Source organism: Streptomyces sp. NPDC001100, from assembly GCF_053598575.1.
In genome coordinates this window covers 1-25,319 of sequence record NZ_JBSFKO010000072.1, presented here as the reverse complement: position 1 = coordinate 25,319, position 25,319 = coordinate 1, and the positions used below count along the sequence as shown (strand labels likewise).

The 25,319-nt window shown below is 68.8% G+C and carries 20 protein-coding genes and 4 pseudogenes; 14 read left to right on the top strand and 10 right to left on the bottom strand.

Annotated elements, in window-relative coordinates; genetic code table 11:
- Positions 1-183 precede the first annotated feature (183 nt).
- Both ACWDEW_RS47905 and ACWDEW_RS47900 read right to left on the bottom strand, forming a co-directional pair.
- A complete protein-coding gene (locus ACWDEW_RS47905; protein WP_450522534.1) occupies positions 184-606 on the bottom strand; it encodes a hypothetical protein in 423 nt (140 codons plus the stop codon).
- On the bottom strand, positions 603-836 hold the full coding sequence (locus ACWDEW_RS47900; RefSeq protein ID WP_450522539.1) for a hypothetical protein: 234 nt from the start codon (positions 834-836) through the stop codon (positions 603-605). Before ACWDEW_RS47900 ends, ACWDEW_RS47905 begins: the two co-directional genes overlap by 4 nt.
- 49 nt (positions 837-885) lie before the next feature.
- On the opposite strand from ACWDEW_RS47900, the pseudogene ACWDEW_RS47895 reads away from it, so the two are divergent.
- Positions 886-1,296: pseudogene (locus ACWDEW_RS47895) on the top strand (transposase family protein); the annotation flags it as partial.
- A 382-nt stretch (positions 1,297-1,678) separates the two neighbouring features.
- A pseudogene (locus ACWDEW_RS47890) lies at positions 1,679-1,994 on the top strand (transposase); the annotation flags it as partial.
- Positions 1,995-2,091: 97 nt separating this feature from the next.
- Here ACWDEW_RS47890 and ACWDEW_RS47885 read toward each other — a convergent pair.
- Positions 2,092-2,238, bottom strand: coding sequence for a hypothetical protein (locus ACWDEW_RS47885; RefSeq protein ID WP_450522532.1), 147 nt, complete (start codon positions 2,236-2,238; stop codon positions 2,092-2,094).
- Positions 2,239-2,591: 353 nt separating this feature from the next.
- A complete protein-coding gene (locus tag ACWDEW_RS47880) occupies positions 2,592-3,629 on the bottom strand; it encodes a helix-turn-helix transcriptional regulator (protein WP_450522531.1) in 1,038 nt (345 codons plus the stop codon).
- A 568-nt stretch (positions 3,630-4,197) separates the two neighbouring features.
- On the opposite strand from ACWDEW_RS47880, the pseudogene ACWDEW_RS47875 reads away from it, so the two are divergent.
- Together ACWDEW_RS47875 and ACWDEW_RS47870 are read left to right on the top strand one after the other, a co-directional pair.
- Positions 4,198-5,625, top strand: a pseudogene (locus ACWDEW_RS47875) (carboxypeptidase regulatory-like domain-containing protein); the annotation flags it as partial.
- Positions 5,626-7,005: 1,380 nt separating this feature from the next.
- Positions 7,006-8,295, top strand: a complete 1,290-nt coding sequence (locus tag ACWDEW_RS47870; RefSeq protein ID WP_450522537.1) for a Kelch repeat-containing protein — start codon at positions 7,006-7,008, stop codon at positions 8,293-8,295.
- A gap of 370 nt (positions 8,296-8,665) precedes the next feature.
- Here the strand turns inward: ACWDEW_RS47870 and ACWDEW_RS47865 are convergent, their stop codons facing one another.
- The 4 genes from ACWDEW_RS47865 to ACWDEW_RS47850 form a co-directional block, all read right to left on the bottom strand.
- Complete coding sequence (locus tag ACWDEW_RS47865) at positions 8,666-10,648, bottom strand: WD40 repeat domain-containing protein (RefSeq protein ID WP_450522529.1); 1,983 nt, start codon at positions 10,646-10,648, stop codon at positions 8,666-8,668.
- Between the two features lie 213 nt (positions 10,649-10,861).
- Positions 10,862-12,310 carry a hypothetical protein gene (locus tag ACWDEW_RS47860; protein ID WP_450522527.1) on the bottom strand — a complete coding sequence of 483 codons (1,449 nt, stop codon included), beginning with the start codon at positions 12,308-12,310 and terminating at the stop codon, positions 10,862-10,864.
- A 374-nt stretch (positions 12,311-12,684) separates the two neighbouring features.
- Complete coding sequence (locus ACWDEW_RS47855) at positions 12,685-12,951, bottom strand: hypothetical protein (protein ID WP_450522525.1); 267 nt, start codon at positions 12,949-12,951, stop codon at positions 12,685-12,687.
- A gap of 238 nt (positions 12,952-13,189) precedes the next feature.
- Positions 13,190-14,134, bottom strand: coding sequence for an SDR family oxidoreductase (locus ACWDEW_RS47850; RefSeq protein ID WP_450522523.1), 945 nt, complete (start codon positions 14,132-14,134; stop codon positions 13,190-13,192).
- 387 nt (positions 14,135-14,521) lie between these two features.
- Between ACWDEW_RS47850 and ACWDEW_RS47845 the strand changes: the two genes are divergently transcribed.
- Both ACWDEW_RS47845 and ACWDEW_RS47840 read left to right on the top strand, forming a co-directional pair.
- Entirely contained in the window at positions 14,522-15,361 is an 840-nt protein-coding gene (locus tag ACWDEW_RS47845; RefSeq protein WP_450522535.1) for a helix-turn-helix transcriptional regulator, read from the top strand.
- Positions 15,357-15,609 (top strand): annotated as a pseudogene (locus tag ACWDEW_RS47840) (ISL3 family transposase); the annotation flags it as partial. The gene ACWDEW_RS47845 and the pseudogene ACWDEW_RS47840, both read left to right, overlap by 5 nt.
- 286 nt (positions 15,610-15,895) lie before the next feature.
- On the opposite strand, the gene ACWDEW_RS47835 reads toward ACWDEW_RS47840, so the two are convergent.
- Complete coding sequence (locus tag ACWDEW_RS47835) at positions 15,896-16,093, bottom strand: hypothetical protein (protein WP_450522521.1); 198 nt, start codon at positions 16,091-16,093, stop codon at positions 15,896-15,898.
- Between the two features lie 1,020 nt (positions 16,094-17,113).
- Between ACWDEW_RS47835 and ACWDEW_RS47830 the strand changes: the two genes are divergently transcribed.
- The gene (locus tag ACWDEW_RS47830) at positions 17,114-17,392 is read left to right on the top strand and encodes a hypothetical protein (RefSeq protein WP_450522519.1); all 279 of its coding nucleotides are present in this window, start codon (positions 17,114-17,116) and stop codon (positions 17,390-17,392) included.
- On the opposite strand, the gene ACWDEW_RS47825 is transcribed toward ACWDEW_RS47830, so the two are convergent.
- A complete protein-coding gene (locus ACWDEW_RS47825; protein WP_450522517.1) occupies positions 17,356-18,117 on the bottom strand; it encodes a FadR/GntR family transcriptional regulator in 762 nt (253 codons plus the stop codon). The genes ACWDEW_RS47830 and ACWDEW_RS47825 overlap by 37 nt on opposite strands.
- 304 nt (positions 18,118-18,421) lie before the next feature.
- On the opposite strand from ACWDEW_RS47825, the gene ACWDEW_RS47820 reads away from it, so the two are divergent.
- The 7 genes from ACWDEW_RS47820 to ACWDEW_RS47790 form a co-directional block, all read left to right on the top strand.
- Positions 18,422-19,786: an ABC transporter substrate-binding protein gene (locus ACWDEW_RS47820; RefSeq protein WP_450522515.1), complete on the top strand. Its 1,365-nt coding sequence runs from the start codon at positions 18,422-18,424 to the stop codon at positions 19,784-19,786.
- On the top strand, positions 19,783-20,697 hold the full coding sequence (locus tag ACWDEW_RS47815; protein ID WP_450522514.1) for a carbohydrate ABC transporter permease: 915 nt from the start codon (positions 19,783-19,785) through the stop codon (positions 20,695-20,697). The genes ACWDEW_RS47820 and ACWDEW_RS47815 overlap by 4 nt, the downstream gene beginning before the upstream one ends.
- A 109-nt stretch (positions 20,698-20,806) precedes the next feature.
- Positions 20,807-21,661, top strand: a complete 855-nt coding sequence (locus ACWDEW_RS47810; protein ID WP_381255049.1) for a carbohydrate ABC transporter permease — start codon at positions 20,807-20,809, stop codon at positions 21,659-21,661.
- A gap of 8 nt (positions 21,662-21,669) precedes the next feature.
- On the top strand, positions 21,670-23,661 hold the full coding sequence (locus ACWDEW_RS47805; RefSeq protein WP_450522512.1) for a hypothetical protein: 1,992 nt from the start codon (positions 21,670-21,672) through the stop codon (positions 23,659-23,661).
- Entirely contained in the window at positions 23,658-24,005 is a 348-nt protein-coding gene (locus tag ACWDEW_RS47800) for an L-rhamnose mutarotase (protein ID WP_450522510.1), read from the top strand. Before ACWDEW_RS47805 ends, ACWDEW_RS47800 begins: the two co-directional genes overlap by 4 nt.
- 38 nt (positions 24,006-24,043) lie before the next feature.
- On the top strand, positions 24,044-24,949 hold the full coding sequence (locus ACWDEW_RS47795) for an amidohydrolase family protein (RefSeq protein WP_450522508.1): 906 nt from the start codon (positions 24,044-24,046) through the stop codon (positions 24,947-24,949).
- A gap of 102 nt (positions 24,950-25,051) precedes the next feature.
- The coding region (locus ACWDEW_RS47790) for an alcohol dehydrogenase catalytic domain-containing protein (RefSeq protein WP_450522506.1) at positions 25,052-25,319 on the top strand (268 nt) is incomplete at its 3' end.

Genomic DNA, 25,319 nt, shown 5'->3' with positions numbered 1-25,319 from the left:
GAGTCCTTCAACTGGCTTGCGGGACCTGCGAAAACGCTAACTACCCGGCCTTGGGCCTTCCCCCGAAAAGGTGGGCACGCGGTTATTGATCATGCGGCGAGCGTGAGAGGGCGGTATGAGACTTGATGCCCGATTCTTGGTTTCGTACGGGGCGAGTGGGCAGGTTGCAGCGACATCGGTCGGCTATGGCCGGGGCCGGGTGAACAGGCCCTGCTCGGTCTCGGCCAGAATTCCACGGTCGGTCAGCCTCTTGAGCTTGAGGCGGATGTTGTTGATGTTGTTGGGTGCGACCGTCAGGTCCATCGCCTCGCAGACCTGCCGGGCCCGCAGCGGATGGCTGGCCGCGGTGAACACGGCCATGATCTGCTGGTAGGCCGAGTGGTCCGGCAGTTTCGGTGCCGGGGGTGCGGGCGGTCGCGGGTCGGGCAGCTCCAGCAGTGTCTTGCGGGTGATCCGGACTTCCTCGGCGGCCCGGTCGAGTTCGTCGAGGTGCGCGGTCAGCTGTGTGATCTGTTCCCGCGTCGTCTCGGCCTGCGCGGTGATCTCGCGTTCCCGCTCCTCCAGCCGCGCCAGCACCGCGCCGAGCGTCAACTCCCCGCCGGTCATGCGGTGCGCCAGGCCGGCGTGGCCGCCCCGGACAGCCGGCGCAGTATCACCGCGGTCATCGCCCAGTACACCCGCGACTCCGAACTGCGGGGCCGGTGTTCGGAGTCGCGCACCAGCCTGCGGGACAACACCAAGATCCCAAAGGCGCGCTCCACGACCCACCGCTTGGCCTGGGGAACGAGCCCGGTCTGCGCGGGGTTGCGCTCCACGCCCTCCACCGCGATGCCCACCTTCTGCCCGTGCGCGACGACCGCGTTCTTGAAGCCCTGGTCGACCGCTTACTCCGGGAAACACAAGAAGCACGGTATGAACGTGCACGTGCTCACCGATCCGGCGGGGCGGCTGTTGTGGGTCTCGCCCGCACTTCCCGGAGCCGTCCACGACATCAAGGCCGCCCGCACGCACGGCATCATCGACGCCCTGGCGGAAGCCGGCATTACGTGTTGGGCTGACAAGGGCTACCGGGAGGCTGGCGGCACCGTACGCGTTCCCTTCTGGGGACGTTGGGAGAAGCTGTCCGAAGGTCAGCAGGCCGCCAATCGCTCGTACGCGAAGATCCGCGCACTCGTCGAACAGGCCATGGCCACCCTCAAGTCCTGGCGGCTTTTGCGGAAGCTGCGCTGCTCCACCACTCGCATCACCAAGTTCGTTCAGGCCATCCTCACCCTGCACTTGACCAGCACAAACTGAGGTTGGAAAAAACTCAGTGCGTGGCGTCTACCGTTGAAGTGATCGTCTCCCCTGGAAGATACGAGAAGTCGGTGGTACTGCCGTGAACCTTGCGCCGTAATTGCAGATAGGCGGGCATGTTCATGTCGAGGATATCGCGAAGTCATAGTCGGGGCTTGCGCCGTCATGGCCGAAGCTGGCGGTGCAATAGGCCAGGTGAACCGTTCCGGGTTGCTCAAGGCGCTTGCCTCGCCGACATGGCCGCTCCCAACGGTGGCACCGTCGCGGCCGAGCGGCTCCTCCAACCGAAGGTGGAGGCTGAGGTCACGCTCGTGCTTGGGGGCGGACTGAGCACCGCCGCCAAGTGCCGTCCCAACGCGCAGAGTGCTCCTGACTTGCAACGATGGGACTTGTCCAGGGTCCTGTTGGCTGCACGGAAAGAAGTGCTGGCCAGGTGAGCAGGCGTATCGTCGAGGGCGGCGGCAACGGGGCGGTCTCGCAGGCCGGGGCGGTGCTGCTGGTCGAGACGGTCCCGCAAGTCCGGCCTGGACAGCGCGATAACAGCGGCGTTGGCGCCATGGCGCCAAAAGCGGACGATGCACGATCCGGGCAACACCTCTCTGGACGTGGCGCTCGCGGTGGCGCTGGGCGGGGACTGTCTGTCCGATGTCGCCATGCTCCGGGCCGAGCCGGCAGCACCGAACGATCCAAGCCTGGCTGCCAGCAAGGCACTTCGACCCTCGGTGCGATCGCACTCACAGCCCTCACCATCTCGGTCTCAGCCCCGACCGGCGATGCGCCCAGGACCTCGATGATCTATTCGCGGGCGACCACCGCGCGCCGCGCGGCCTCCTCAGCCTCGGCCACCGCAAACCGAAGGTGCTCCATCTCCGCGCGCAACTCCTCCACCCGGGCCAACGCGGCCCGTTCCCGCTCCTCCAACAACCCCACCACCGACGGCATCCGCCATCTCCGACACAGCGAAACCGAACGCAGCGGATCCAGCCTGCCTCCCATCGCCGATCACATGCCTGACCTGCGAGAACTTGACACTACGTCCGCTTTGGGAATCTCTTCTGAAAAAGCGCCAACCACCCGGCCTTGGGTCAAGGCCCCTGCCGCGCGTCCCCCGTCAGTTCACTCACGCACGGCACAACAGCCCACGACACCTGACCGCTTCGGATCAAGAGAAGTGGGCAGAGACGATTGGTACATCCGATGCCGTCTCGTCGGCGACAGCGTCTGATCCTGCTGATCGAACGTCGAAACTGCCGTACCTGACGCCCACCGCACCCCGACCGGGAGCGCCGGTCCCCCTACCGATCCTCGAACCAGCCGCGTTCCTGGGCCAACAGCGCTATCTGGAAGCGGGTCCTTGCGCCCAGTTGTCTGCCCAGTTCACTGATGTGCGTCTGCACGGTCCGGCGGCTGAGCCGCAGGGAGCGCGCGATGGCGTCGTCCTTCATTCCGGCGGCCATCAGGCGAAGGATGTCCCGCGTCCGACCGCGGAGGACGCCGTCCTGTCTTTCGGCGCTGACCGGCGGCGTGGCGGGCGCACCTTCCAGTGAGAGGGGCACCGCGCGCTCCCATACGCTCTCGAAGAGCGCGGTCAGTACTTCCAGCAGAGTCGAGGAGTGGACGACGAGCGAGCCGGCCTCGGGATCGTCCCTCCGCAGTGGCATGATCGCCGCCACACCGTCGAAGATGACCAGTTTCATTGGCAGTCCGGGCAGGATCCGCAGTTCCCCTTCCGCGGCGGCACCCCCGAGCGCCGCCTCCAGGCATGCGTCGTCGGTGATTCCGTCGCTGTCGTACACGGACCGGAGCCGGACGCCGGAGCGGACCGTGGCGCCCGCCGCGGTGGAAGCATCGGCGGGCGTGACCTGCGAGGTCACATAGGGTGGCTTCGCGAAATGCAGCACCTCGTGCCGACTGCCTCTCAGAAGGTGCGCATAGCGTGCTCCGACTTGTTCGTTGCTCTCGACCACCTCGAAGAGATCCGAGGCGATCTGCCGACCCGGGGCGGTGCGATACACCTCCTGGAGCTGTTCCGCGTACAACTCGGCCCTGGCCAACTCCTGTCGTTTACGGGCCAGAAGGGCACCCAGGGAGGAGCGGGGCGGGCTTGCGCTCCAGTACGAGGGCTGTTCCCCGACGCGTACGGCGAGGAGTTCGGCTTCCAGGGACCGCAGGACGGTCCGGGCGGTCGCGACCGGCAGTCCGGTTCCCGCCGCGACCGCGTTCTCGTCCGCGCCCGGATGGCCGACCAGGAATTCCAGCGCCTGCCAGGCCGGGGCGCCCAGGCCGGTGCCTGCCCACAGCGCGTCCAAGGACGACACATCCGACACATCCATCAGCGACTCCTCGGAAGATCGGAACGAGGTTCACGGCGATGCTACGCAAGTGCGCAATTGCGCGGGCCCGCAGGCGGGGAACCTTGCCAGGCACGACTGCCGCGGTCAGGATGATCACAGGTCACCGGCGCGGTGATCTCCGTTTTCACCTCATGTTCCGGCCCCGACTCCCGTGGCCTCCGCAGGGCGCGCACAGCGCTCCCCGGGCGCCTGCCGCCGACCGAGAATCATCACCCTCCAGAAATGGCCCCCGCAATCCTTCGAGCGGCGGGCCCAATTGGCGTGGGAATTCGATTTCCAACCCCGAGCGCCGGATTTTCCGTTTTACGTGACATTAGATACATGACATGCACATGTAACACGGATTTAATTGCCATTCGGCCCCCGAGGTACGCCAATTGATTGCGGTGAATACGGCGACCCGCATTAACCGTCCACCGCGAGCCACCGACGAGTCGACCCATGCTGGGCGAAAAAAGGGAGTAACGTCTTGCGCACTTCGCCAAGAACCGGTTCAGCTTTACGCCGTAGAGCCGCCGCCTTTCTGACCGTCCTGAGCGCTGCCGCGATGACGGTCGTGGGCGTACAGATACCGGCCCACGCGACCGCACCGTCCGCGATGTCAGCCCCGTCGGCCAAGAAGAAGACCGACCTCGACCCCTCCTGTTCCACCCCGAAGAAGGGCGAGGCCACCTGCTTCGCCCTGCGCCGCACCGACACCAAGGCCGTCAAGGGGCTGCTGGCCCCCTCCGTCGATCCCAGCGGCTACGGCGCCGCCGACCTGCGGAGCGCCTACAACCTTCCCGCCGACGGCGGAGCGGGCCAGACCATCGCCATCGTGGACGCCTACGACGACCCCAGCGCCGAGGCCGACCTGGCGGTCTACCGCGAGCAGTACGGGCTGTCCGCCTGCACCACGACCAACGGCTGCTTCACCAAGGTCGACCAGCGCGGCGGTACCGACTACCCGGCGCCCGACTCCGGATGGGCCGGCGAGATCTCCCTCGACCTGGACATGGTCTCCGCCGCCGCACCGAACGCGCACATCCTGCTCGTCGAAGCGGACCAGCCGAGCTTCGAGGACCTCGGAGCGTCGGTCGACGAGGCGGTCGCGCTCGGCGCCAAGTACGTCTCCAACTCCTACGGCACCAACTACAGCAGCACGCCGGGCAGCGGAGAAGCCCCGGACGAGACGACGTACGACACCCACTACAACCACCCCGGTGTCGCCGTGGTCGCCTCCTCGGGCGACAGCGACTACGGAGTGGCCTACCCCGCCGTCTCCCCGTACGTGACGTCCGTCGGGGGTACCTCACTGGTCCGGGACTCCGGCACCGTACGCGGATGGTCCGAGTCGGTCTGGAACCGCGACGGCTTCGGCCCGGGGTCCGGTTGCTCCCTCTACGAGCCCAAGCCGGCCTTCCAGACGGACACCGGATGCGACAAGCGCACCGTCGCCGACGTCTCCGCCGTGGCCGACCCGGCCACCGGCGTCGCGGTCTACCAGACCTACGGCGGTGGCGGCTGGCAGGTGTACGGCGGCACCAGCGCCGCCTCTCCAATCATCGCCGCCGTGTACGCGGACGCCGGGACCCCCGTCGCGGGCACGTATCCCAACGCCTATCCGTACGCCTCCGGAACCGGTCTCAATGACGTGACCGCCGGCGACAACGGCACCTGCACTCCGGCGTACTTGTGCACCGCCGGTGCCGGCTACGACGGCCCGACCGGCCTGGGCACGCCCGACGGACTTGCCGCGTTCCGCAGCGGCCCGCACGGAAAGCTCTCCGGCACCGTCACCGACGCCGCCACCGGAAAGCCGGTCGCAGGAGCCACCGTCACCACCCAGGGCGGCGGCACCACGCACACCGATGCCGAAGGTGCCTACTCGCTCGTCCTGCCGGTCGGCAGCTACGACATCACCGTCGAAGCCTACGGCTATGCCGCCGTCACCGCCTCCGGCGTGTCCCTCGCCGACGGCGACACCCTGACCAAGAACTTCGCCCTGCCCCCGGTCCCCAGCCGGACCGTGTCCGGCAAGGTCGCCGACGGCTCCGGCCACGGCTGGCCGCTCTACGCCAAGATCACGGCAGACGGCGTGCCCGGCGGCCCGGTGTGGACCGACCCCCTCACCGGCGCCTTCGACCTGAAGCTGCCCCAGGGCCACGACTACACCCTGCACGTGGACAGCGCCTACCCCGGCTACACGTCGCTCACCAGGAAGATCACCGTCGCGGACGCCGACCTGACCCTGAACCCCGCGGTGCCGGTCGACCCCTGGGCGGCCACCCAGCCCGCCGGGTACTCGGTGCGGGACGAAGGCACCACCGAGCCGTTCGACTCGGCCGACTCCGCCCCGAAGGGCTGGAGTGTGGTCAACGCCGACGGGACGACGGGCGGCTGGACCTTCGACGACCCGGGCTCGCGAGGCAACACCACCGGCGGTGACGGCGCCTTCGCCATCGTCGACAGCGACCACTACGGCGGCGGGGTGCACCAGGACACGCAACTGCTCAGCCCCGTGTACGACTTCACCGGTGACTCCGCACCCGAGATCGCCTTCGCCAACGACTACTGGGCCATCGGAGGCCAGAGCGCGGATGTAGAGGCGACCACCGACGGCGGCACCACCTGGACCACGGTCTGGTCCGCCACCGGCACCACCTTCGGCGCGCAGAAGGTCGAACTCCCGCTGACCGACTACGCGGGCAAGGCGTCGGTGCAGCTCCGCTTCCACTTCACCGGCTCGTTCGGCTGGTGGTGGAAGGTTGACAACGTTTTCATAGGCCAGCGCAAGGTCACGCTGCTCCCGGGTGGTCTGATCACCGGCACGGTGACGGATGCCAACACCTCCGCCGGGCTGGTCGGCGCCACCGTGACGAGCAAGGACGGCGACAAGCAGAGCGCCGTGACCCTGGCCACACCCGACGACCCGGCCCTGGGCGACGGCGTCTACGCCCTGTTCTCCTCCCCCGGCAGCCACGGCTTCACCGCGGCGAAGTCGCACTACACCGGGCTCGACAAGACGGTGAAGGTACGGGCCGACAGCGCGGTCGGCGCGGACTTCGCTCTCGGCGCCGGGCAGCTGACGCTGGACAAGACCTCGATCACCGCGTCGGTCGGCTGGGGCGGGCAAACCACCAAGACCCTGACGGTCAAGAACTCCGGCACGGCCGCCGCCACCATCAAGGTGGGAGAACAGCCCGGCGGGTTCACCATCGCGTCCGCGGGCGGCGCCCCGCTGAAACTGGTCAAGGGCACGTACTCCCCGCTGTCGAGCAAAGCCGCCGCGTCCGCCGCAGGCAAAACCCCGAAGGCGATCCCCGGAACCGCGGGTGACGCCTGGACTGCGGCCCCCGACCTGCCGGTGAAGCTCATGGACAACGCCGTGGCCACCGACGACGGGAAGGTCTACTCCGCCTTCGGCTTCAACGGCAGCGCCGACACCAAGGACATGTACGTCCTCGACCCGGTCGCCGGCACCTGGACCAAGCGGTCCGCCGCGGCGGACACCCGGGAGGATCCCGCCCACGGAATCATCGACGGCAAGTTCTACGCCGTCGGCGGCTGGGGACCCGGCGGCGACCCCGACTCCAAGCTGGAGATCTATGATCCGGGAAGCGACACCTGGACCACTGGCGCCGCCTCACCCAAGCCCTACGCCGGCTCCGGCAACGCCGTGCTCGACGGGAAGCTCTACGTCGTGGGCGGCTGCGGGGCGGAATCCTGCGGCAGCAAGGATGTCACCGCCTACGATCCGGCCGACGACACCTGGTCCACGGTGGCCGACTACCCGGAGCCCATCTCCTGGAATTCCTGCGCCGGCATCGGAGGCAAGCTCTACTGCGGCGGCGGTCTGAGCGGCAGCAGCGAGGTCAAGCACTCCTACGTCTACGACCCCGCCACCAATGCCTGGTCACAGGTCGCCGACATGCCCGTCACCCTCTGGGGCTCCGCGTACACCGCAGCCAACGGCCTGCTCCTGACGGGCGGTGGCGTCACCGGGAACAGCCTCACCAATCAGGCCTTCGCCTTCGACCCGCAGGCCGACACCTGGACCGCGCTCCCCAACGCCGACACGGCCACCTATCGCGGCGGAGGCGCGCTCGGCTTCTTCAAGGTCGGCGGCGGCGTCGCGCTGGCTACCCCCACGACGACGGTGGAGGTGCTGCCGGGCTACGACCAAGCGGAATCCCACGACGTCAGCTGGCTGAGCGAGAGCGAGCAGCAACTCACGCTCCAGCCCGGTAAGAGCGCGAAGGTGAAGATCATCCTGGACGCCTCCGTGGCCGAGGTGACCCAGCCGGGAGACTTCACCGCCAAGCTGTCCCTCAGCTCCGACACCCCCTACTCCCTGCCCACGCTTCCGGTGCAGATGCAGGTCGCTCCGCCCGCCACCTGGGGCAAGATCACCGGAACCGTACTGGGCGTCACCGGCGACGGCGGCACCACGCCGATCGCCGGGGCCACCGTCCAGATCGACACCTGGGCCACGAGCTACACGCTGACGACCGACGCCCACGGCGGATACGCGCTGTGGCTCGACGTCCGCAACAACCCGCTCCAGGTCATCGTCGCCAAGGACGGCTTCCAGCCGACCGTCGCAACAGTGACGATCAAGAAGAAGTCCACTGTCACCAAGAACTTCACCCTCAAGAGAAAGTAGGACCGGCCGAGAGCCGGGGTGGGCCGATCCGGTACAGGGTCGGCCCACCCCGGCTTTGGCCGCCGCGTTTCACCTGGGGCGACGCCCGGATCCTCAGCTGAGACGCGAAAGCGCCTTCTCGTTACACGATGGGTGGGCTGACGGACCATGGCAGGGGCACGGCAGCCTGCTGGGCACAGTTTTGCGGGGCGCGCCGACGATGCGCTGAACGGTGGTGCCGCATCCGGGACCGTGCGGGGCCCCACTTCCAGCGGCGTAGCCGCGGCCTGGTCCGTCTGTCGGCCCGACGCATACGCCCCGCACGTTCCCGGGACCCGTCCCGTCCCCAGGCCCCGCGCGACGGGGTGGGACGGATCGGGGCCGAACGGGTTCACTCTCTGGTGAGCGAGAGGCGGAGGACTCCGCGGTCGTGTCCGACGAACAGGTCCGGCCCCGCGGTCGCCAGACAGGTCAGGGCCACATCCAGGGCGACGTGGTCCACAGCGCTGGTCTCCGGTTCCCATATCCGCAGTCGGTGACCGTGATGGGTGCCGGTGACCACGACCGTGCGGCCGTCATGCAGGGTGGTGGCGGTGATGAGCGGCAAGCCGGCGGTGCCCGTCGAGAAGGGCAGACCGCCGCCGATAGGAGCACCGGTGGCAGGGTCCCACAGCACGATCACGCCTCGGTTGTCTCCCGTGGCCAGTACGGTCCGGCCATGGGTGGGTACAGCGGCCACAGCTGCTACCCGGTGGTCCGCATCGGCCAGCGCGCGCGGGTTCAGTTGCACGGCCGCGCCGGTTTCCCAGGGGTCGTCGACGGCCGGATCCCACATGTGAAGGCGGCCGGCGGTGTCCGAGGCGGCGATCAGCGTGTGGTCGGCGGCGATCGGAATAGCCGCGATCGACTGGATCGGACTGCCGTAGGGATTGAGCCGCCCGACGCATTCACCGGTCTCCGGGTCCCACAGCCGGACCGATCCTCGGAGCGTGGCGGTGACGAGCAGGGTGCGGCCCGCGGGGATCGTCGCGGCGCACATCCCGGTCACCCCGCCGGGCGAGTCGCCGGCCGGTTCGCGAACCGGCCGACCGGTGACAGGGTTCCACAGGGCGATGGACCCGCTGTCGCCTCCGCACGCCAGAAGGACGCGGTCGTCGGGCAGCGGCAGGGCCGTCATCGAGCGGATGCGGTCCGGATGACCTGGCAGGGGGTCATGGACGAGCCGGCCGTCGACCGCGTCCCACAGGCACAGGCCGCCCCAATCCCCCGCACCCGCCACGAGCGTCGGCCGACCTGAGCCGGATGCCACCGCCAGTGCGTTGACACCCCCGGATGCACCCGGCGCGGACTGGGCGAACACCGATATACGGCCCCAGGGCGTGCCGTCGGCGGCGAGCACCACGTTCCCGTCCCGCCGGAACCGAGTCGCTGCTTCGCCTGTCGGGCCGAGCACCGTCGAGTTCCCATCGGCCGCAGAACCGTTGTGCTCCTTCAACGCCTCTGCCGGATGGGCCTGGGGTCGCGCACCGTCCGGGTTCTCCGCCAGGCCGTCGGCGATCGCCCACGTCTGTTCGCAGTCCCAGCAGCGGAAGTATCCCGTGAGCGACATCAGTCGGCGGGCATGTTCCATTGCGGCCTGTTGCAGGGGGCCGTTGACCGCGACCACGCCGGCGACCAGGCACAGAACGGCCTGCTCCGGTGTCTCGGCAGTAACCCCTGCCGCCGCAACCCCACGCGCCACCCGGAAGAAGGACGCCCACTGCTCCCCCAGCGCCTCCTCCTGCATTGCGTCGGCGACCTCGGCCCACGGATGTCCTGCCTCCCGGACACGAGCGGAATCAGGCAGCTCCGGAACCTCGGAAGGCGGACTCGCCGCGTCCGCTAGGAATTCGGGAATCTCGGTGTCGCTCCCCCACTCGGGGCACACCAACAGGAGGCCGCTCTCCCGGAGTTCCAGGAACCGCACCAGCGCTTCGCCCATGTGGTGGCCGGCGAAGGCCACACAGGAGAGCGCGAGATGGGCGCGGGCCTGCGCGGCAGTCTCCGCGGCGAGGAGGCTCCGAATAGCCGCCCGCTCGGCCAGACGCAGTGCGGCGCCGAACCCCGCCTCCAGATCGGCCGGGACGAGCGGCCGGTAGTCGGCGGTCACGATGCAGCCCAGGTCCACCCAGAAGTCCACCGTCAGTCCAGGAGGCAAAGCCGCTGCCGCCTCGACGAGATGCGGCAGGGCCGCATAGGCCCCGTCAAAGACGATTCCGTCGTCCATCAGACCGCCCGCCAGGCACGTCCAGGTCTGCTTCCACGCCTCGCCGCTCCCGGTGGCGGACGCCGATGCCATCTGCTCCAGGAGTGCCTCCACCTCCTCCCCCTTCACACCGTCAAGATCACGCCAACGAGGGCTGGACAAGGGCAGCTTCGCAATCACGGAACGAGTCTCGCAGTCGACAGTGACAATGGAGTGGCCATCAAGGGCCGACGCTCGGCGGCCTCCGGCCCCTGGCGATGCGATCGGTGCCCGTACCGAGAGGCCGTGGCCCGGTGGACGAGGAGGCCTACGGCCCGGCAACATGCCGTCCCTCGCCACGAATCAGCTCGTCATCCGATCGACGATCAGCGCGATCGAACGGGGCACAATCCGCTCCAGAACCGGCACGACGATGTGCCAGTTGTCGAGAGCCACGGCCTGTGCAGCGAGCCTGCGGGCGTCGAACGGCTCGGACAGTTCCGCGAGTTCGGCCAGTGCGCGAGCCCGCGTCGCGCGGTAGGCGATCGAACGGGCGAGATTCCCGGCCCGGCCCGGATCGCCGTGCCGGGATGTCTCCCGGACAACTGCCACCAAAGCCTCGCCCTGGGCCCAGCGGTCCTTGATCGAGTGGACGAGGGATTCCGCTCGGCCCAGAAGCCCGCGGTGAGCCAGTTCCCGGACCACTTCGATCAGCGCCCTGTCCCGTGCCCGGCGGTCGGTGATCGCACGGGCCAGAGCCTCGGCCGCTCCCGGGTCGCCGGAGCGGGCCACTTCCCTGACGACCTCGGCATGCCGCGGCACGGACAGACCGGGGTCGAGGAGTTCGACAAGTTCCATGGCCCGTTCGACTTTCCCATGCCGGGCCAGCAGGAGCGTCACGGACCTCAGCAGAATGTCGTGATGACGGCCGTCACCGGTCTCAAGCACTGTCTCGGCCCGGTCGACCAAGGCCAAAGCCACGTCGTGGTCGGCGGTTTCGGTCACGGCGTCCAGTACACATGCCAAGTCCCAGGCGTCGAGCGGAGATGGGAGGGGGATCGGTCGAGCGGCGTCCTCGTGCGGAGCTCCTACGACACCTCCCGGGTCTGCCAGGTCTCCCTGGTCTTCCGACAGATCTTCTTCCAGGCCTGTGTCCTGGTCGAAGGCTTCACCGAGCGCCCACCCACAGAGCGTTCCCCCGGCCTCGATGGCGGGAGCGGGCAGGGGACGTAGGAGAGCGTCGAGCCGACCGAGGTCTCCCGCAAGCACCTCACGGGCCAACACCCCTACCAGGGGCCGGGGCTTGGACCATCCCGCCTGGTTGCCGGACCGGGCGACGGTCTCCACACGGTCGGCGAGTGCGACGGCCCAATCATGGTCGCCGGTGGCGTCGGCCACCTCCAGGAGGAGGGCGAGTACCTGCTCGGTCCCCTCGACGGCGTAGGAACTCACCTCGTCGTCGGCGCGAGCGGCGAACCCGAGCGCCGCGCCGATGTCTCCGCTGTCCGCCACCGCCTTCGCCAACAGGGCCCAGGCCCAGGCCCAGTTGTGGGGATAGTGAATTCTCTCCGCCAGAGCGACGGCCCTGTCACGCTCACCGGCACGGGCCCACTCCGGCACGAGGGCGACCAGCGCCTGGTCCCGCAACTGCCGAACGGGGATGGATTCGACCAACGCCTGGGCGCCGCACAGGTCTCCGGCGCGTGCCCCGCTCTTCACCAGCTCCAGAAGCTCCGCGCCCTGCTCAAGTTCGTCACCGATCGCGTACGCCAACTCGGCCGCGCGCACAAGGTGGCCCGTGCGGGCGAGCACTCGCGGCAACCACCCACGGGTGCGACCGGCGTCCGATTCCCTGTCCACCGAGAGCCGCAGTACGGCCAACAGGCAAGGCTCGAACCCTCCTTGCAGGACGTCCCTTCCCCTGTGGTTCTCCGGTGCCGGGCCGCTACGTCGCTCCCGTTCCCGGGGCATGAAAAGCTCTGGCCCCCACTGGGCCAACCCCTCCGGCATGGCTGGTGTCCCCCTGGTTAAGACCCCAACTGCGCGCTCGCGCAGGCGGTCCCACACTACTGGCGGGAATCCGAGGGATTGCAGTGGCGGACGAGACCCCGGGTTTCTCTGACGCACCTTTCTGGTCCGAAATTGAAGGATGAGCCCAGGCCGGTGGCGTGACTGGTGGTGTGTGTTCAGGCGGCCTCGATGGGGTCGAAGCGAACGGTGAATCCGAGGGCGTTGGCCTGGCGGGTGATGCGGCGCATGGCTCGCTCGGGGTCGTACTTCGCGTAGTAGTCACCACCGATAGCGCGACCGCCCTCGCCCGTCGCCCCCCACCTGCTGAACCACGCCTCCCCGCACCGGACTTCGGCGGTTCCGGGACAGGCCTGTCGATCCTGCCGTGCGTCGAGAACGCGCACCTGCGAGCTGAGCCGGCTGTGGGGCCGCCACCTTGTCACCCGCAGCACGCAACCAACGCAGGGGCAGCGATCCCAGCAACCTGCGCACCACACCGAAAGACGTCCTCCTGGCTGGATCGAGATCCCCATCCGGCGGCACACGCCGGCCAGATGCTCCGGCACCTACACCTTGCTGCGGTCCACCACAGGGTCTCCGGCACCAGCGGCGGCGAAGCCTCGACATCGACGCCTGCCGCCGGTTCGCGGTGGCGGACGCGGGCGCAGAAGACCGGGCTTCTCAGCTGCTGGGAAACGAAACCTTCGTGAGGTCTTCGGAGACCTGCCAGATGCGCTGGGCGTCCTCGACGCCGCTCAGGCGCGAGTAGAGCTTCTGCTCTCCGGGAGGGCCGCCCAAGTGCCCGAGTCCGCGCGGCCCGTAGAACCCGCCACGCTGAGCGTCGGGGCAGGTGGCAGCGTAGAGCGCGGGAAGTTGCGCGGTGTGAACCGTCCCGACGAGGATGCCACGGGCGGACAGAGCCCGGATCACACGCACGTTTCTGGTGTCCTGGTCGCGTCCGACCTCGGGGCGAGCGGCGAGCAGGCTCGTGGGAGCGACCCCGGGATGGGAGAGATTGCTCGTGATGCCCCACCCGTTGGCCTGGCTGAGCCGGTCGAGTTCGAGACCGAAGAGCCCGAGCGCGATCTTCGACTGGCTGTAGGCTTTCATGCCGTCGTAGGAGCGTTCCCAGTTCAGGTCCTCCCAGTTGATGGCGCCCTGGTTCGCCGCGACGCTCACCTGTGAGGTCACGCGTGCGCGGCCGGCGCGCAGCAGCGGCAGCAGATGGGCCACCAGGGCGAAGTGGCCGAGGTGGTTGGTGCCCAACTGCAGCTCGAACCCTTCCGGCGTCGTCTGCCGGTCGGGCGGGGTCATGACACCGGCGTTGTTGATGAGTATGTGGATCGGCCGACCCTCCTCTCGCAGGGTCTCGCCGAGGGCTGCGACGGAGGCGAGTGAGGACAGGTCGAGCCCGCGGAGCGAGACGTTCGCGTGAGGGATTGTCTGACGGATCGTGGTGACGGCGGCCTGGCCCTTGCGGGGATTGCGAACGGGCAGGATCACTTCGGCCCCGGCCGCGGCAAGCCTCGTGGCGAGGCCGAGCCCGATGCCGTCGCTTGCTCCGGTGACGACGGCGCGCCTGCCGGACAGGGCGGGAACGGTGATGTCGATGGGTATACGCGGCATGTGCCCGCTCCTCGGGTGTTCGTTGCCGCCACCGTCGGGTAGGAGGTCGGCGTTTTTTATGGCTGCTCGATCCACTGATCAGGAAGTTCGGGTTCCGGCCTGGTCCGCACCGTTGGGTGCGTGAGCCTGGCCAGTGCTGCGGGATCGCTTCGCCGACGGCGTCGGCCCTGCCGATCCAGCTCGTCGAGCCCGAGACCACCGCGGCCTTCCCGCTGATCAGTCATGCCCTTGTTCCCTTCGAACGTGGGCACGTCGCTGAGCCTGGGTTGCCGCCGGTACCGGCGGCAACCCGTGAAGGGGGGATTGACGATCCGTGGATGCCGAGATGTACAGGCGGTAGAAATGAGCATCCACGGAGAGGGATGCACGGTGACGCAGACGCGCACGTTGATCGACCGGGCCGGACTGGCGGAGTTTCTCCGGCGCCGCCGGGAGTCGCTGCAACCCGAGGACGTCGGTCTCCCGCGGGGGCGGCGCCGCAGGACCAGCGGGCTGCGGCGGGAAGAAGTGGCCTCGCTGTGCCACATGTCGACTGACTACTACGCGCGGCTTGAGCGGGAGCGCGGGCCTCAGCCCTCCGGGCAGATGCTCGCCTCCATCGCGCAAGGGCTTCACCTCTCCCTCGACGAGCGCGACCACCTGTTCCGGCTCGCCGGACAGGCCCCGCCCCCACGGGGCGCGGACAGCGAACACATCAGTCCCGGTCTGCTGCGCATCCTGGACCGGCTGCACGACACTCCTGCGGAGATCGTCACCGAGCTCGCCGAGACGCTGCGGCAGACCCCTCTCGGCGTTGCGCTCACCGGCGACCTGACCGTCGACAGCGGCCCGGCCCGCAGCCTCGGCTACCGATGGTTCACCGACTCCGCCACGCGACAGCTGTACGCCCCCGAGGACCATCAGTTCCTCACTCGCATGTTCGTCTCGGGCCTGCGCGGGGTGGTCACGCTGCGAGGTCCCGGTTCCCGCGCGGCACACTACGCCGACCTGCTGCTCGCACAGAGCGAGGAGTTCCGTCAGGTCTGGAACGACCACGAGATCGGCGTCCGCCCCCAAGAAGTGAAACATTTCATCCACCCCGAGCTCGGCGCACTGGAGTTGACCTGCCAGACGCTCCTCGATCCGAACCAGTCACATCTCCTGATGGTTTACACGGCGGTTCCCGGCAGTGAGAGCTACGAGAAACTGCAGCTGCTGTCCGTCATAGGAGCGCAGGCGCTGCACTAGCCTGGAGGCCGTCCGCCGAGGTCTGCCCGACGCGGTGCAGGTCAGCGACCGATGGCACCTCTGGCGAAATCTCTGCGACAAAGTCCAGCTCGAGGTCCGCGCCCACGCCGGATGCTGGGCCGCCGTCAACCCGCCCCGCCCCGGCGGAGTACGCGAGCAGACCACACTGGAACGCTGGAACAAGATCCACGATCTCCTCGGCCAGGGCGTCGGCATGGTCGGCTGCTCCCGCCGTCTGGGCGTGGCGGTGCCTTCCACCTCGTACGCACAGAGCAAGCACACCGCTTCGACGACGTCTCGGATCGGCCCGCGCAGCAACTGCGGCATGCCTTCACCGTGCTGCTGCTCGCCAAGGACGCTTGTCTGGCCTTGCGCTCAGGGCGGCGACGTCAGCGAGCCCGAACCAGCCCCGAGGCCATCACGTGTACGCCGACACTCGCGGACCTGCTGGGCTGCGAAGGGACGTGGGAGACCGTCGCCCGCCGGAGCGGCCCTGCTCGCTGCCGCCCGGGGACCGCGACGGCGCTGGAAGTGCTACTCGCCGTCGGCTGACCCGGTGCAGGTGCTCACCACAGCGCGGATCGCCGGTGCGGGCAACGCCGGGTTGGCGGCCGGGTGGTGGACCAGCTCCTCGTCGTCGAGGAGGTCCGCCAGCCGGGACGACGGAAGGTTCGGGTGGCGTGCGAACGCGGCCCGGACGGCGGGGTCGGGGTCCCGGGTGAGCCGCTCCACGGCGGCCGGGGGACCTTGGAGTCGCGGGCGGCCAGCGCCCGGACAGCGGGATCCTCGTCGTCGGCGTGGACGGCCAGTCCGTCAATGGGGAAGTGCGGGCGGGCGGGGAGGCGGTCGCGCTGATGGCCGGTGTACTCGAGGAAGCTGCGCAGGAGCAGGGCCGCCGGGGCGCGTCCGGGTGGTTCTGGGCCAGCAGCACGCGCACGCCCGGGTCGTCGTCGACGGCCAGCCGGGCCACCAGGTCGGCCGGCAGGGTGTGCACCCGCGCAGCGTTTCTGCGCAGCATCGGATGACCGGACAGCGCGTCCCGGCGGACGGTCTCGGGGTCCGGGGGCGTCAACGGCTCGGGACAGAACAGGAAGAGCCCGTCCAAGGGGACTGCGTAGTCGATTCCGGCCCGCTCCTCCTCACTCCACGCGGGGTGCACGGAAACCGCCAGCCGCACGCCTGGGTCGGGATCCGTAGCGAGAGCGTGCCGCTCCGCAGGACTGAGGTCCGGGTGGGAAGCGATCGCCCTGCGCACGACGAATGACACTCCCCCGAGCCGGAGCCAGACGAGCTGGGCCACCAAAGGCAGTCCTTGGGCGGTCGGGACGTGTGCCTGCTCGGCGAGGCACCTGAGCGTGCAGAGGCGGCCGAAGCCGACCGCCGTGGAGAGGACCTGGGCGGGGCCGGCCAGGTCCAGGAGATGGGCTTCCGGCGCCAGGAGAGAGGCGATGCGGCTCACGATCCGGTCATCGTGCCCGCTGCCCTGTCACGGCTTCCAGATCCTCGAGGGTGGCGACGGTGGCGATGCGTCCGGCGAGCGCATACACGAGTCGTGCGAAGCAGGCCGTCGGGAGCGGGCTCGGCTCACCTCCGGACGCCGGCGTCCTGTTCGCCTCCCAGGGCATACAGGCTCGGAAGGTTGACCCGATCGCCGCAAGTCCGCGGTGGGTGAGCTGCGCAGAGCCGAAGCTGGCTTGTTCGTCGTCAACGACGACGGGCAGAACGTCTGCACGGGCACCTTCGTCCGCCCAGGTGGCCCTGGCCGCCTGGCCGCTGTCGTACCTGAGTCAGATCATTCAGATCATCGTGCCCGTTCTGGGCGACGTCGACCACCGCTTCGAGGTGACGGCGGCGGTGCCGGAATCCGGCGACGCGGTGTCGGTGCACGACACCGGCCGCCGCCTCGACAGGCTGACCGCTCGGCGCCATCACGCCGATCCGAGTCCTGCCGCACGAGCCGGGAGTATGCCGCTCTGCATGTCCTGGCAGAAGGATCAGCCGAACAGACGCCGCTGGATCTCCCGCCGGTAGTCCTCCAGGGTCCGGTCCAGGTGTGCGGCCGTGGCCTCGGCCGCTTCGTCGGGGTGGCCGTCGCGGATGGCTCGGTAGATGGCCTCATGCTCCTCGACCGCGGCCGGGGTGCCCTCGCCGAGGGTGCTGTGGATGCCGATCGCGCTGGACTGGCGCTGCAGCCGTCGGGCGTCGCGCACCGCGCTGCCGAGAAAGGTGTTGTGCGAGGCCGCGGCCACCGCGGCGTGGAAGTCGTCGTCGCCCTGGTTGAAGACCTCGACCTCACCATGGACGTACCCGTGCCGGCACTGCTGCATCGCGACCTCGATGCTGCGCAGTTCGGCCGGCGTGGCGCGGGTGGCCGCGAGTCTGGCGGCGGCCATCTCCTGGACCCGGCGGAACTCGAACAGCATGAGGACGTGGTCGAGGTCCACGGGCCTGAAGAAGCCTCCCCAGCGACTGCTGATCAGCATGCCTTCGTCGTCCGCGACGAACAGCCCGCGTCCCTTGTGCGCCCGCACCCGGCCGAGCGCCGAGAGGATCTTCACGGCTTCACGGACCACGGCTCGGCTGGTGTCCAGCCGCTGGGCCAGGTCGTTCTCCGTGGGCATCCGATCGCCGGACACCAGGCGCTCCTCGGCGATGAACTCAAGGATCCGCTCCGCCACGACCTCGTATCCGGGCCGGTAGTCGCGCCGCTCGTCCGCGCCGTTCACCACTGCTGGCACGGCGGGCGTGTCGTTCATGTGTCCTGCCTCCGGGTGACGGCGACGAAGGTGACCGATCTGGTTTGACGCCGCGCTCATCGTACCCCAGCCAAGCATAAGTCGTACTCATTTCTCCTGAGCTTGATCATGTGTATCTGTACAACTTGCCCCTGATCTAACTAATTGCAGGTATATGTCCGTCAGTAGAGCAACCTCATTTACTCACCAGGCCCCGAAAAAAGCCGTACACACCCCTTGACGATGCCTTCGATATGGCGGCTAATTTCTTCCGCAGCGGTAATGACAGAGCCGTCAGCCTCACGCAAACCGAGTGGAGTCGCACATGTCCGTCTACAAGCCTTCGGTCACCCAGGAGACAGGGACCAGCAGGAGACGAGCCGCGCTGCTGGCCGGCTGTGCCGCCACCGTGCTGCTCACCGTGACCGCCTGTGGCGGGGGCAGCGGTTCGACCGGCACGACCAAGGACGGATTCACCCAGGCCGCCCAGGACAAGGGGGCGTTGACCGTCTGGGTGGACGCGACCCGCATGGCCGCCGCGAAGCAGTACCAGGCGTCGCACCCGGGCGTGAAGCTGCACATCGTCAGCTACGACGGTGACGCCAACGGCTCCAACTACCTCCAGACGAAGGTCCAGTTGTTCAACCGGACCGGCAAGGGCTGGCCGGACGTCGTCTTCAGCTCCCAGAACAACGAGGCGAGCTGGGCCGTTCAGGCGGGCTTCGCGGCGCCGCTGAACAAGGGCCTGATCCCCAACGCGACCCTCGGCGGGTTCGCCAAGGGCGCCAACGACGTCTGCACCGTTGACGGGACGCTGTACTGCCTGCGCAACGACCTCTCCCAGGCGGTGCTGTGGTACAATGCGCCGCTGCTGAAGAAGTTCGGCTACACGGTGCCCACGACCTGGGAGGAGTACCAGGCGCTCGGCGAGAAGGTCGCCAAGGAGCACCCCGGCTACCTCGTGGGCGACGCGGGTGACACCTTCGCCCCCGAGATCTACCTGTGGGCGAGCAAGTGCGGCGCCAACCACATCACCGGCCCCAAGGCCGTCTCGGTCAACACCACCAGCGAGGCCTGCACCAAGATGGCCAAACTGATGGACGTACTGATCAAGAACAAGTCGATGTCGATCAGCGGCGTCTTCAGCACCGACTTCGGCAAGAACAAGGCCAGCAAGGTCCTGCTCATGCCCGGCCCGGCCTGGTACGGCGGCGCGGTCTTCGAGGGCACCTTCAAGACCCCGGCCAAGCAGATCGCGGTGGCGCCCATCCCACAGTGGCAGGGCGACACCTCACCCTCCACCGGCAACGTCGGCGGCGGCACCTGGCTGCTGTCCAAGCACTCCGCCCACATCAAGGCGGCCACCGACTTCCTGAAGTGGGTCACCACCGACAACGCCTACCAGGGCGCGAAGGCCCCCGGCTTCCCGGCCTACGTGCCCGCCGCCGACAACTGGCTCAAGGCGCAGGCCGCCTCCGGGTACTTCGCCGGTGACCTCACCGCCCTCAAGGACGCCTCCTCCCAGGTGTGGTCCGACTGGGGCTCGGGCCAGTTCAGCCAGGAGGCGATCTGGGCCGCCACCGTCAAGCCCGGCCTGACCCAGGGCAAGACCATCGAGTCGCTGCTGCCCGCCTGGCAGGACTCGATCGTCAAGTACGCCCAGGCCGACGGATACAAGGTCTCCCAGTGACCCTCACGCACTCCTCGGCCGGCTCTGTCCGGGGGCGCCCTCGCGGCACCTCCCGGCAGAGCCGGGCCGGCGTGGCATTCGTCGCCGGCTACGTACTGCTGCTGATCGCCTTCGGCGTCCTTCCGACCTGCTACGCGATCTACTTCGCGTTCACCAACGCCTCAGGCTCCTTCACCGGCATCTCCAACTTCGTCACCACGGCACAGGACTTCCGCTTCGCCGACTCCCTGAGCCACGTGGCCCTCTACCTGGTCTTCTGGCTCCTGTCGCTCGTGGTGTTCGTGGTGGTCCTGGCACTGCTCCTGCACCGGCTGTCCTCCGGGCCGCTCAGCCAGGCGCTGCGCTTCCTCTACTACATCCCCGGGGCCCTGGCCGGTGCCGCGAGCGTCCTGGTGTGGCTGTTCATGCTGGACCCGACGGTCAGTCCGGTCAGCTCCCTGCTGGAGACGCTGGGCTTCCACACCTTCGGCGAGGTCATCGCACCCGGCAACCTCGCGCTGCTGTTCACGATCATCGCGTTCTGGACCGGCGCGGGCGGCTGGATCGTCGTCATGTACGGGGCACTGAACAACATCCCCAAGGACATCATGGAGGCCGCCCGCATCGACGGCGCGAACGGCTGGCAGACCGCCTGGCGGGTCCAGATCCCCATGCTCCGCAAGTGGATCGTGTACATGGTGATCCTGGCCTTCGCGGGCGGCGCCCAGCTCTTCGTCGAGCCGCAGCTGCTCTCCCTCGCCAGCAACGGCGTGGCCGGCCGCGACTACTCGCTCAACCAGCTGACGTACGACTTCGCCTTCCAGATGAACAACATCAACGGCGCCGCCGCGGTCTCGGTGGAACTCCTGGTCGTCAGCGTGTCGGTCGCCGGTGTCTTCGTCGCCCGATCGGGGTTCTTCGATGCCGACTGACACACGACCCACTCCCCTTGCCAACGCCCCACGCACGGAACGGGATGGGAGTGTCATGATCCGCACCCGACACGGAGAAGCACGGCGGCGCCGACGGGCACCGCAGCACATGACCTCCCGGCTGCTGGCGGGCGCCGTGCTCACCGTGTTCGTAGTGTTCTTCGTGCTGCCCGTGCTCTGGCTGCTGCTCGCGGCGACCAAGACCGACCAGCAACTGGTCAACGACAACCCGTTGTCCTTCGGATCCTGGCACGCGCTGACGGCCAACTGGCACGCGCTGACCGCCTTCCAGGACGACGCCATCCTGCAGTGGCTGCGCAACTCCGCCGTGTACGCCGCCATCTCGCTGGTCATCACCCTCTGCCTGGCCATTCCGGCCGGATACGCCCTGGCGATGACCGAGTTCCGCGGTCGGCACACGTTGCTGATCGCGACCCTCGTCGTGATGCTGATGCCGAACGCCACGCTGGTGGTACCGCTGTTCCTGGAGATCAACGCCGTGCACCTGATCGGCACCATGTGGTCGATCATCCTGCCGTACTCGTTCTACCCCTTCGGTGTGTACCTGACCTACATCTACTTCACCACCGCCGTGCCCAAGGACCTCCTGGCCGCGGCGCGGATGGACGGCTGCTCCGAGTTCGGTGTGTTCCGCCATGTGGCCCTGCCGCTGGCGACGCCCGTCATCGCGCTGGTCGGGTTCTTCAGCTTCGTCGCCAACTGGACGAACTACTTCCTGCCGTACGTGATGCTCCCCGAGAGCAACCAGATGCCGATCCAGGTGGGTGTCGGCAGTCTCCTCAGCAATGTGCCCTCGTTCAACCCGACCGTCGGCGACCTCGCGATCCAACGCCCGCAACTGGCACTGGCGACGCTGGTCGCCATCACCCCCGTCCTCGTCGTGTTCCTGTTCGCCCAGCGCTTCCTGGTCAGCGGAATGCTCGCCGGCGCCACCAAGGAGTGACCGCTTTCATGCCCTTCAGCCAACACCCCGACGCCTCCGGCGACTCGATACCCGATGTCCAGGCCACCGTCCCCTTGCTCGAAGCCCCCGGCTGGGCCGTCGCACAGCGCGCCCTGTTCGACCTGCTCGACCACGCCTGGCGCCACTTCGAGGACGCCTTCACCGGCCCCGACGGACGACTGAACTACAACAACCAGCTGACCACCCGCGACGGCGTGGACGACTTCTACGAAGTCTTCTTCAACTGGCCCCAGCTGTACCTCCTCGGCGGCGCCGACGACCTGCTGCCCGCCAGTGAGAAGCACTGGGAGGGCGTGACCCGTCAGCTGACCGAACTGAACATGCTGCGCGACGAGTACGAACGCGGCTACGACTGGTTCCACCAGGGCGAGAGCCTGCTCCTGCTCTACTTCCTGTGCATGGCCGCCCCGGACCGCTGGCGTGAGCGCGCCCTGCGCTTCGCCGAGTTGTACGTCGACCCCGCCAAGGGCAACTACGACCCCGAACACCGCATCATCACCCGCCCCCACAACGGCAGCGACCCCGACCGCACCGGCCTCTTCGACGGCGACGTCTACCCCTGGCTGCTCAAGGAAGCGGAGACCTACGGCTACCCGCTCGAATGGCTCCCCGAGGCCCAGGACGGCCCGTACCCGCTCTCGGCGGACCCGCGCCTCGGCGACCAGATGCGCGACCGTATGGGCGTCGGCGACACCGCGCTCAACCTCGCCGCGGCCGGACTGGTCCTCAACGCCTGGATCCTGTCCGGCGAGGAGCGCTACCGGGACTGGATCGTCGAGTACGTGGGCGCCTGGCGCGAGCGCGCCCAGGAGAACGGCGGCCTGATCCCGGACAACGTCGGCCCGGACGGAGTCGTAGGCAGCCTCCTGGAGGGCCGCTGGTACGGCGGCCACTACGGCTGGTCCTGGCCGCACGGCTGGCACAGCCTCGGTCACGCGGCCTGTGTGGCAGCGCTCGCGGCGGCGACCGTCAGCGGGGACGACGACTACCTCTCCATGATCGCGACCTCGCTCGACACCCTCATCGACCACGCCAAGGTCATGCCCCACACGGAGGCCGACTCCAGCCTGCCCTCAAAGTGGGCGGTCGAACTCGGTCCGGACCGTGACACGCCCACCCTCCATCTGCCGTTCCGCCACAACGACTCCGGCTGGTTCGACTACAACCCGGCCACACCCCCCGTGCCATTGGCCCTGTGGCACCACACCTTCTCCGAGTCCGACCGCGCCCGGCTGGAGCGGCTGCGCGAGGCCGACGGCATCGACTGGCGTACCGTGCGGCCCTTCCGCGCGAAGGAGGAGTCCGGGCACGAGAAGGCGTGGTTCGCGTTCCTCGCCGGCGACGACCCCGACTACCCGGAGCGGATCCTCGCCACCGCCCAGGCCCAGATCAGGCACCGACTGCGGCGCATCGACCGCTACCGCGACCTGGACGTGCCCGAGGCCGACATCCACGTCTGGCAGCAGTGCAACCCCGTGGCCACCGAGGCCCTGGTGCAGCTGACCTGGGGCGGCCCGCAGGTGGTGTACCAGGGCGGTCTGCAACAGGCGCGGCTGCGCTACCACGACGCCGACGCCCGCCGCGCGGGTCTGCCCGCCGATGTCGCCGCCCTCGTCACCTCCATCGACCCCGAGGCCACCACGGTCGAGCTGGTCAACCTCTCCCCCGGCACCGACCACACGGTCATCGTCCAGGCGGGCGCGTTCGCCGAGCACACCATCACCGGCGTCCGCCACACGACCTGCATCGACGACAGCTGGATCGGGGACATGTACGACTACGGCCACACCGAGCCGGTGGTCTCGGAGGCCGAAGCGCCGTGCGAGAGTCCGTACCTGACGGTCCGTCTGCCGGCCTCCACACGCATCCAGCTCACCCTGCGGCTCGGACTGCGCACTCGCACACCCAGCTACCGCACGCCGTTCGACACAGCGGCCGACGGGTCCAACTCCACTGACACATCAGGGGAATCGGCATGAAGCGCATCGCCCAGACCATCAGACTCCACCCCGAACACCGCGAGGAGTACCTCCGGCTCCACTCCGCCGTCTGGCCGGGCGTCGAAGCCGCCCTGCTGCGGGCGAACATCCGCAACTACAGCATCTACCTCCACGGTGACGTGCTGTTTGCCTACATGGAGTACCACGGCGACGACTTCGAGGCGGACATGGCGTCCATCGAGGCGGACCCGGAGACCCAGCGCTGGTGGAAGCTCACCGACCCGTGCCAGGAACCCTTCCCCGACCGGGGCGAGGGCCGCCAGTGGAGCGAGCTCCCCGAGATCTGGCACCTGAGTCCGCCCGGCGAGGACACCATCGTCTGAGCCGGCCCGCATCAGCCCGACCCGACTTGGATCACCCCGTGAACACATCTGTGCTCGTCGACGCCCACCACCACCTGTGGGACCTCGCCCAGCGCCCGCAACCCTGGCTCGACGACCCCGACGTGGCATCGATCCGCCGCACCTTCACCCCGGACGACCTGCGCTCCACCGCCACCCACCCCATCGCGGGCCGGCGGCTGGGCGGCTCGGTGGTCGTCCAGTGCGTCGCGGAGGTCGCCGAGACCGCGGACCTGCTCGCGCTCGCCGAACAGGAGCCGCTGATCCAGGCCGTGGTCGGCTGGGCCGACCTGACGTCACCGGCCATCGGTGACGTACTCGACCAGCTGCAAACCGGTCCGGGCGGCGGGTACCTGCGCTCCCTGCGCCACCTCGTCCAGAGCGAGACGGACCCGAACTGGCTCCAACGCCCCGACGTGGAACGCGGGTTGCGGGCGGGCCAGGACCGCGGACTGCGCTACGACGTACTTGTGCGCGCCCACCAGCTCGACCAGGCGATCCGGCTCGCGGAACACTTCCCCGACCTGCCTCAGGTGCTCGACCACGCGGGCAAGCCGGACCTCGCCCGACAGGACATCGCGGACTGGGAACGCGGGATCCGACAGCTGGCCACACACCCGCACGTGGTCTGCAAGGTCTCCGGGCTGATCACCGAGGCCGACCACACCCACTGGACCACCGCCGACATCCGCCCCGCCTGGGACGTACTGGTCTCCGCCTTCGGCCCCCAGCGGCTCATGTTCGGCTCCGACTGGCCCGTCGCCAACCTCGCCGGCGGCTGGAACCGGTGGGCCGCCACCGTGGACGAGCTGCTCACCGGCTGGAGCGAGAGCGACATCGACGCGCTCCTGGCCGGTATCGCCACCACGTTCTACGGCCTTGCGCCCGTCGCCGGAGAGGGAGACGCCACGGCCCGAACGAGCTGAACACCCCCACCGAACATCGCGCCGAACCAGCGCAGAACACGTCACCACGGATGCCGAGCCCCTGGCATCCACCTCCGGTCTGCGCCGAAGGGACCCTGCCCCGTGACACTCGCAACCCGTTACCTGTCCGCCCGCACCCTCGACACCGCACCGGCCACCGCCGCCGCACCCGGCCCCGGCGAGGTGGAACTGGCCCCCGCCTACGTCGGCATCTGCGGCACCGACCTGCACATCTTCCACGGCGACATGGACGCCCGGGTCACCGTGCCCGCCGTCCTCGGACACGAGATGGCAGGCCGTGTCGTCCGAGTGGGTCCCGGCGTCGAGGACTGGGCACCCGGTAACGCGGTCACCGTGATGCCGCTGCGCT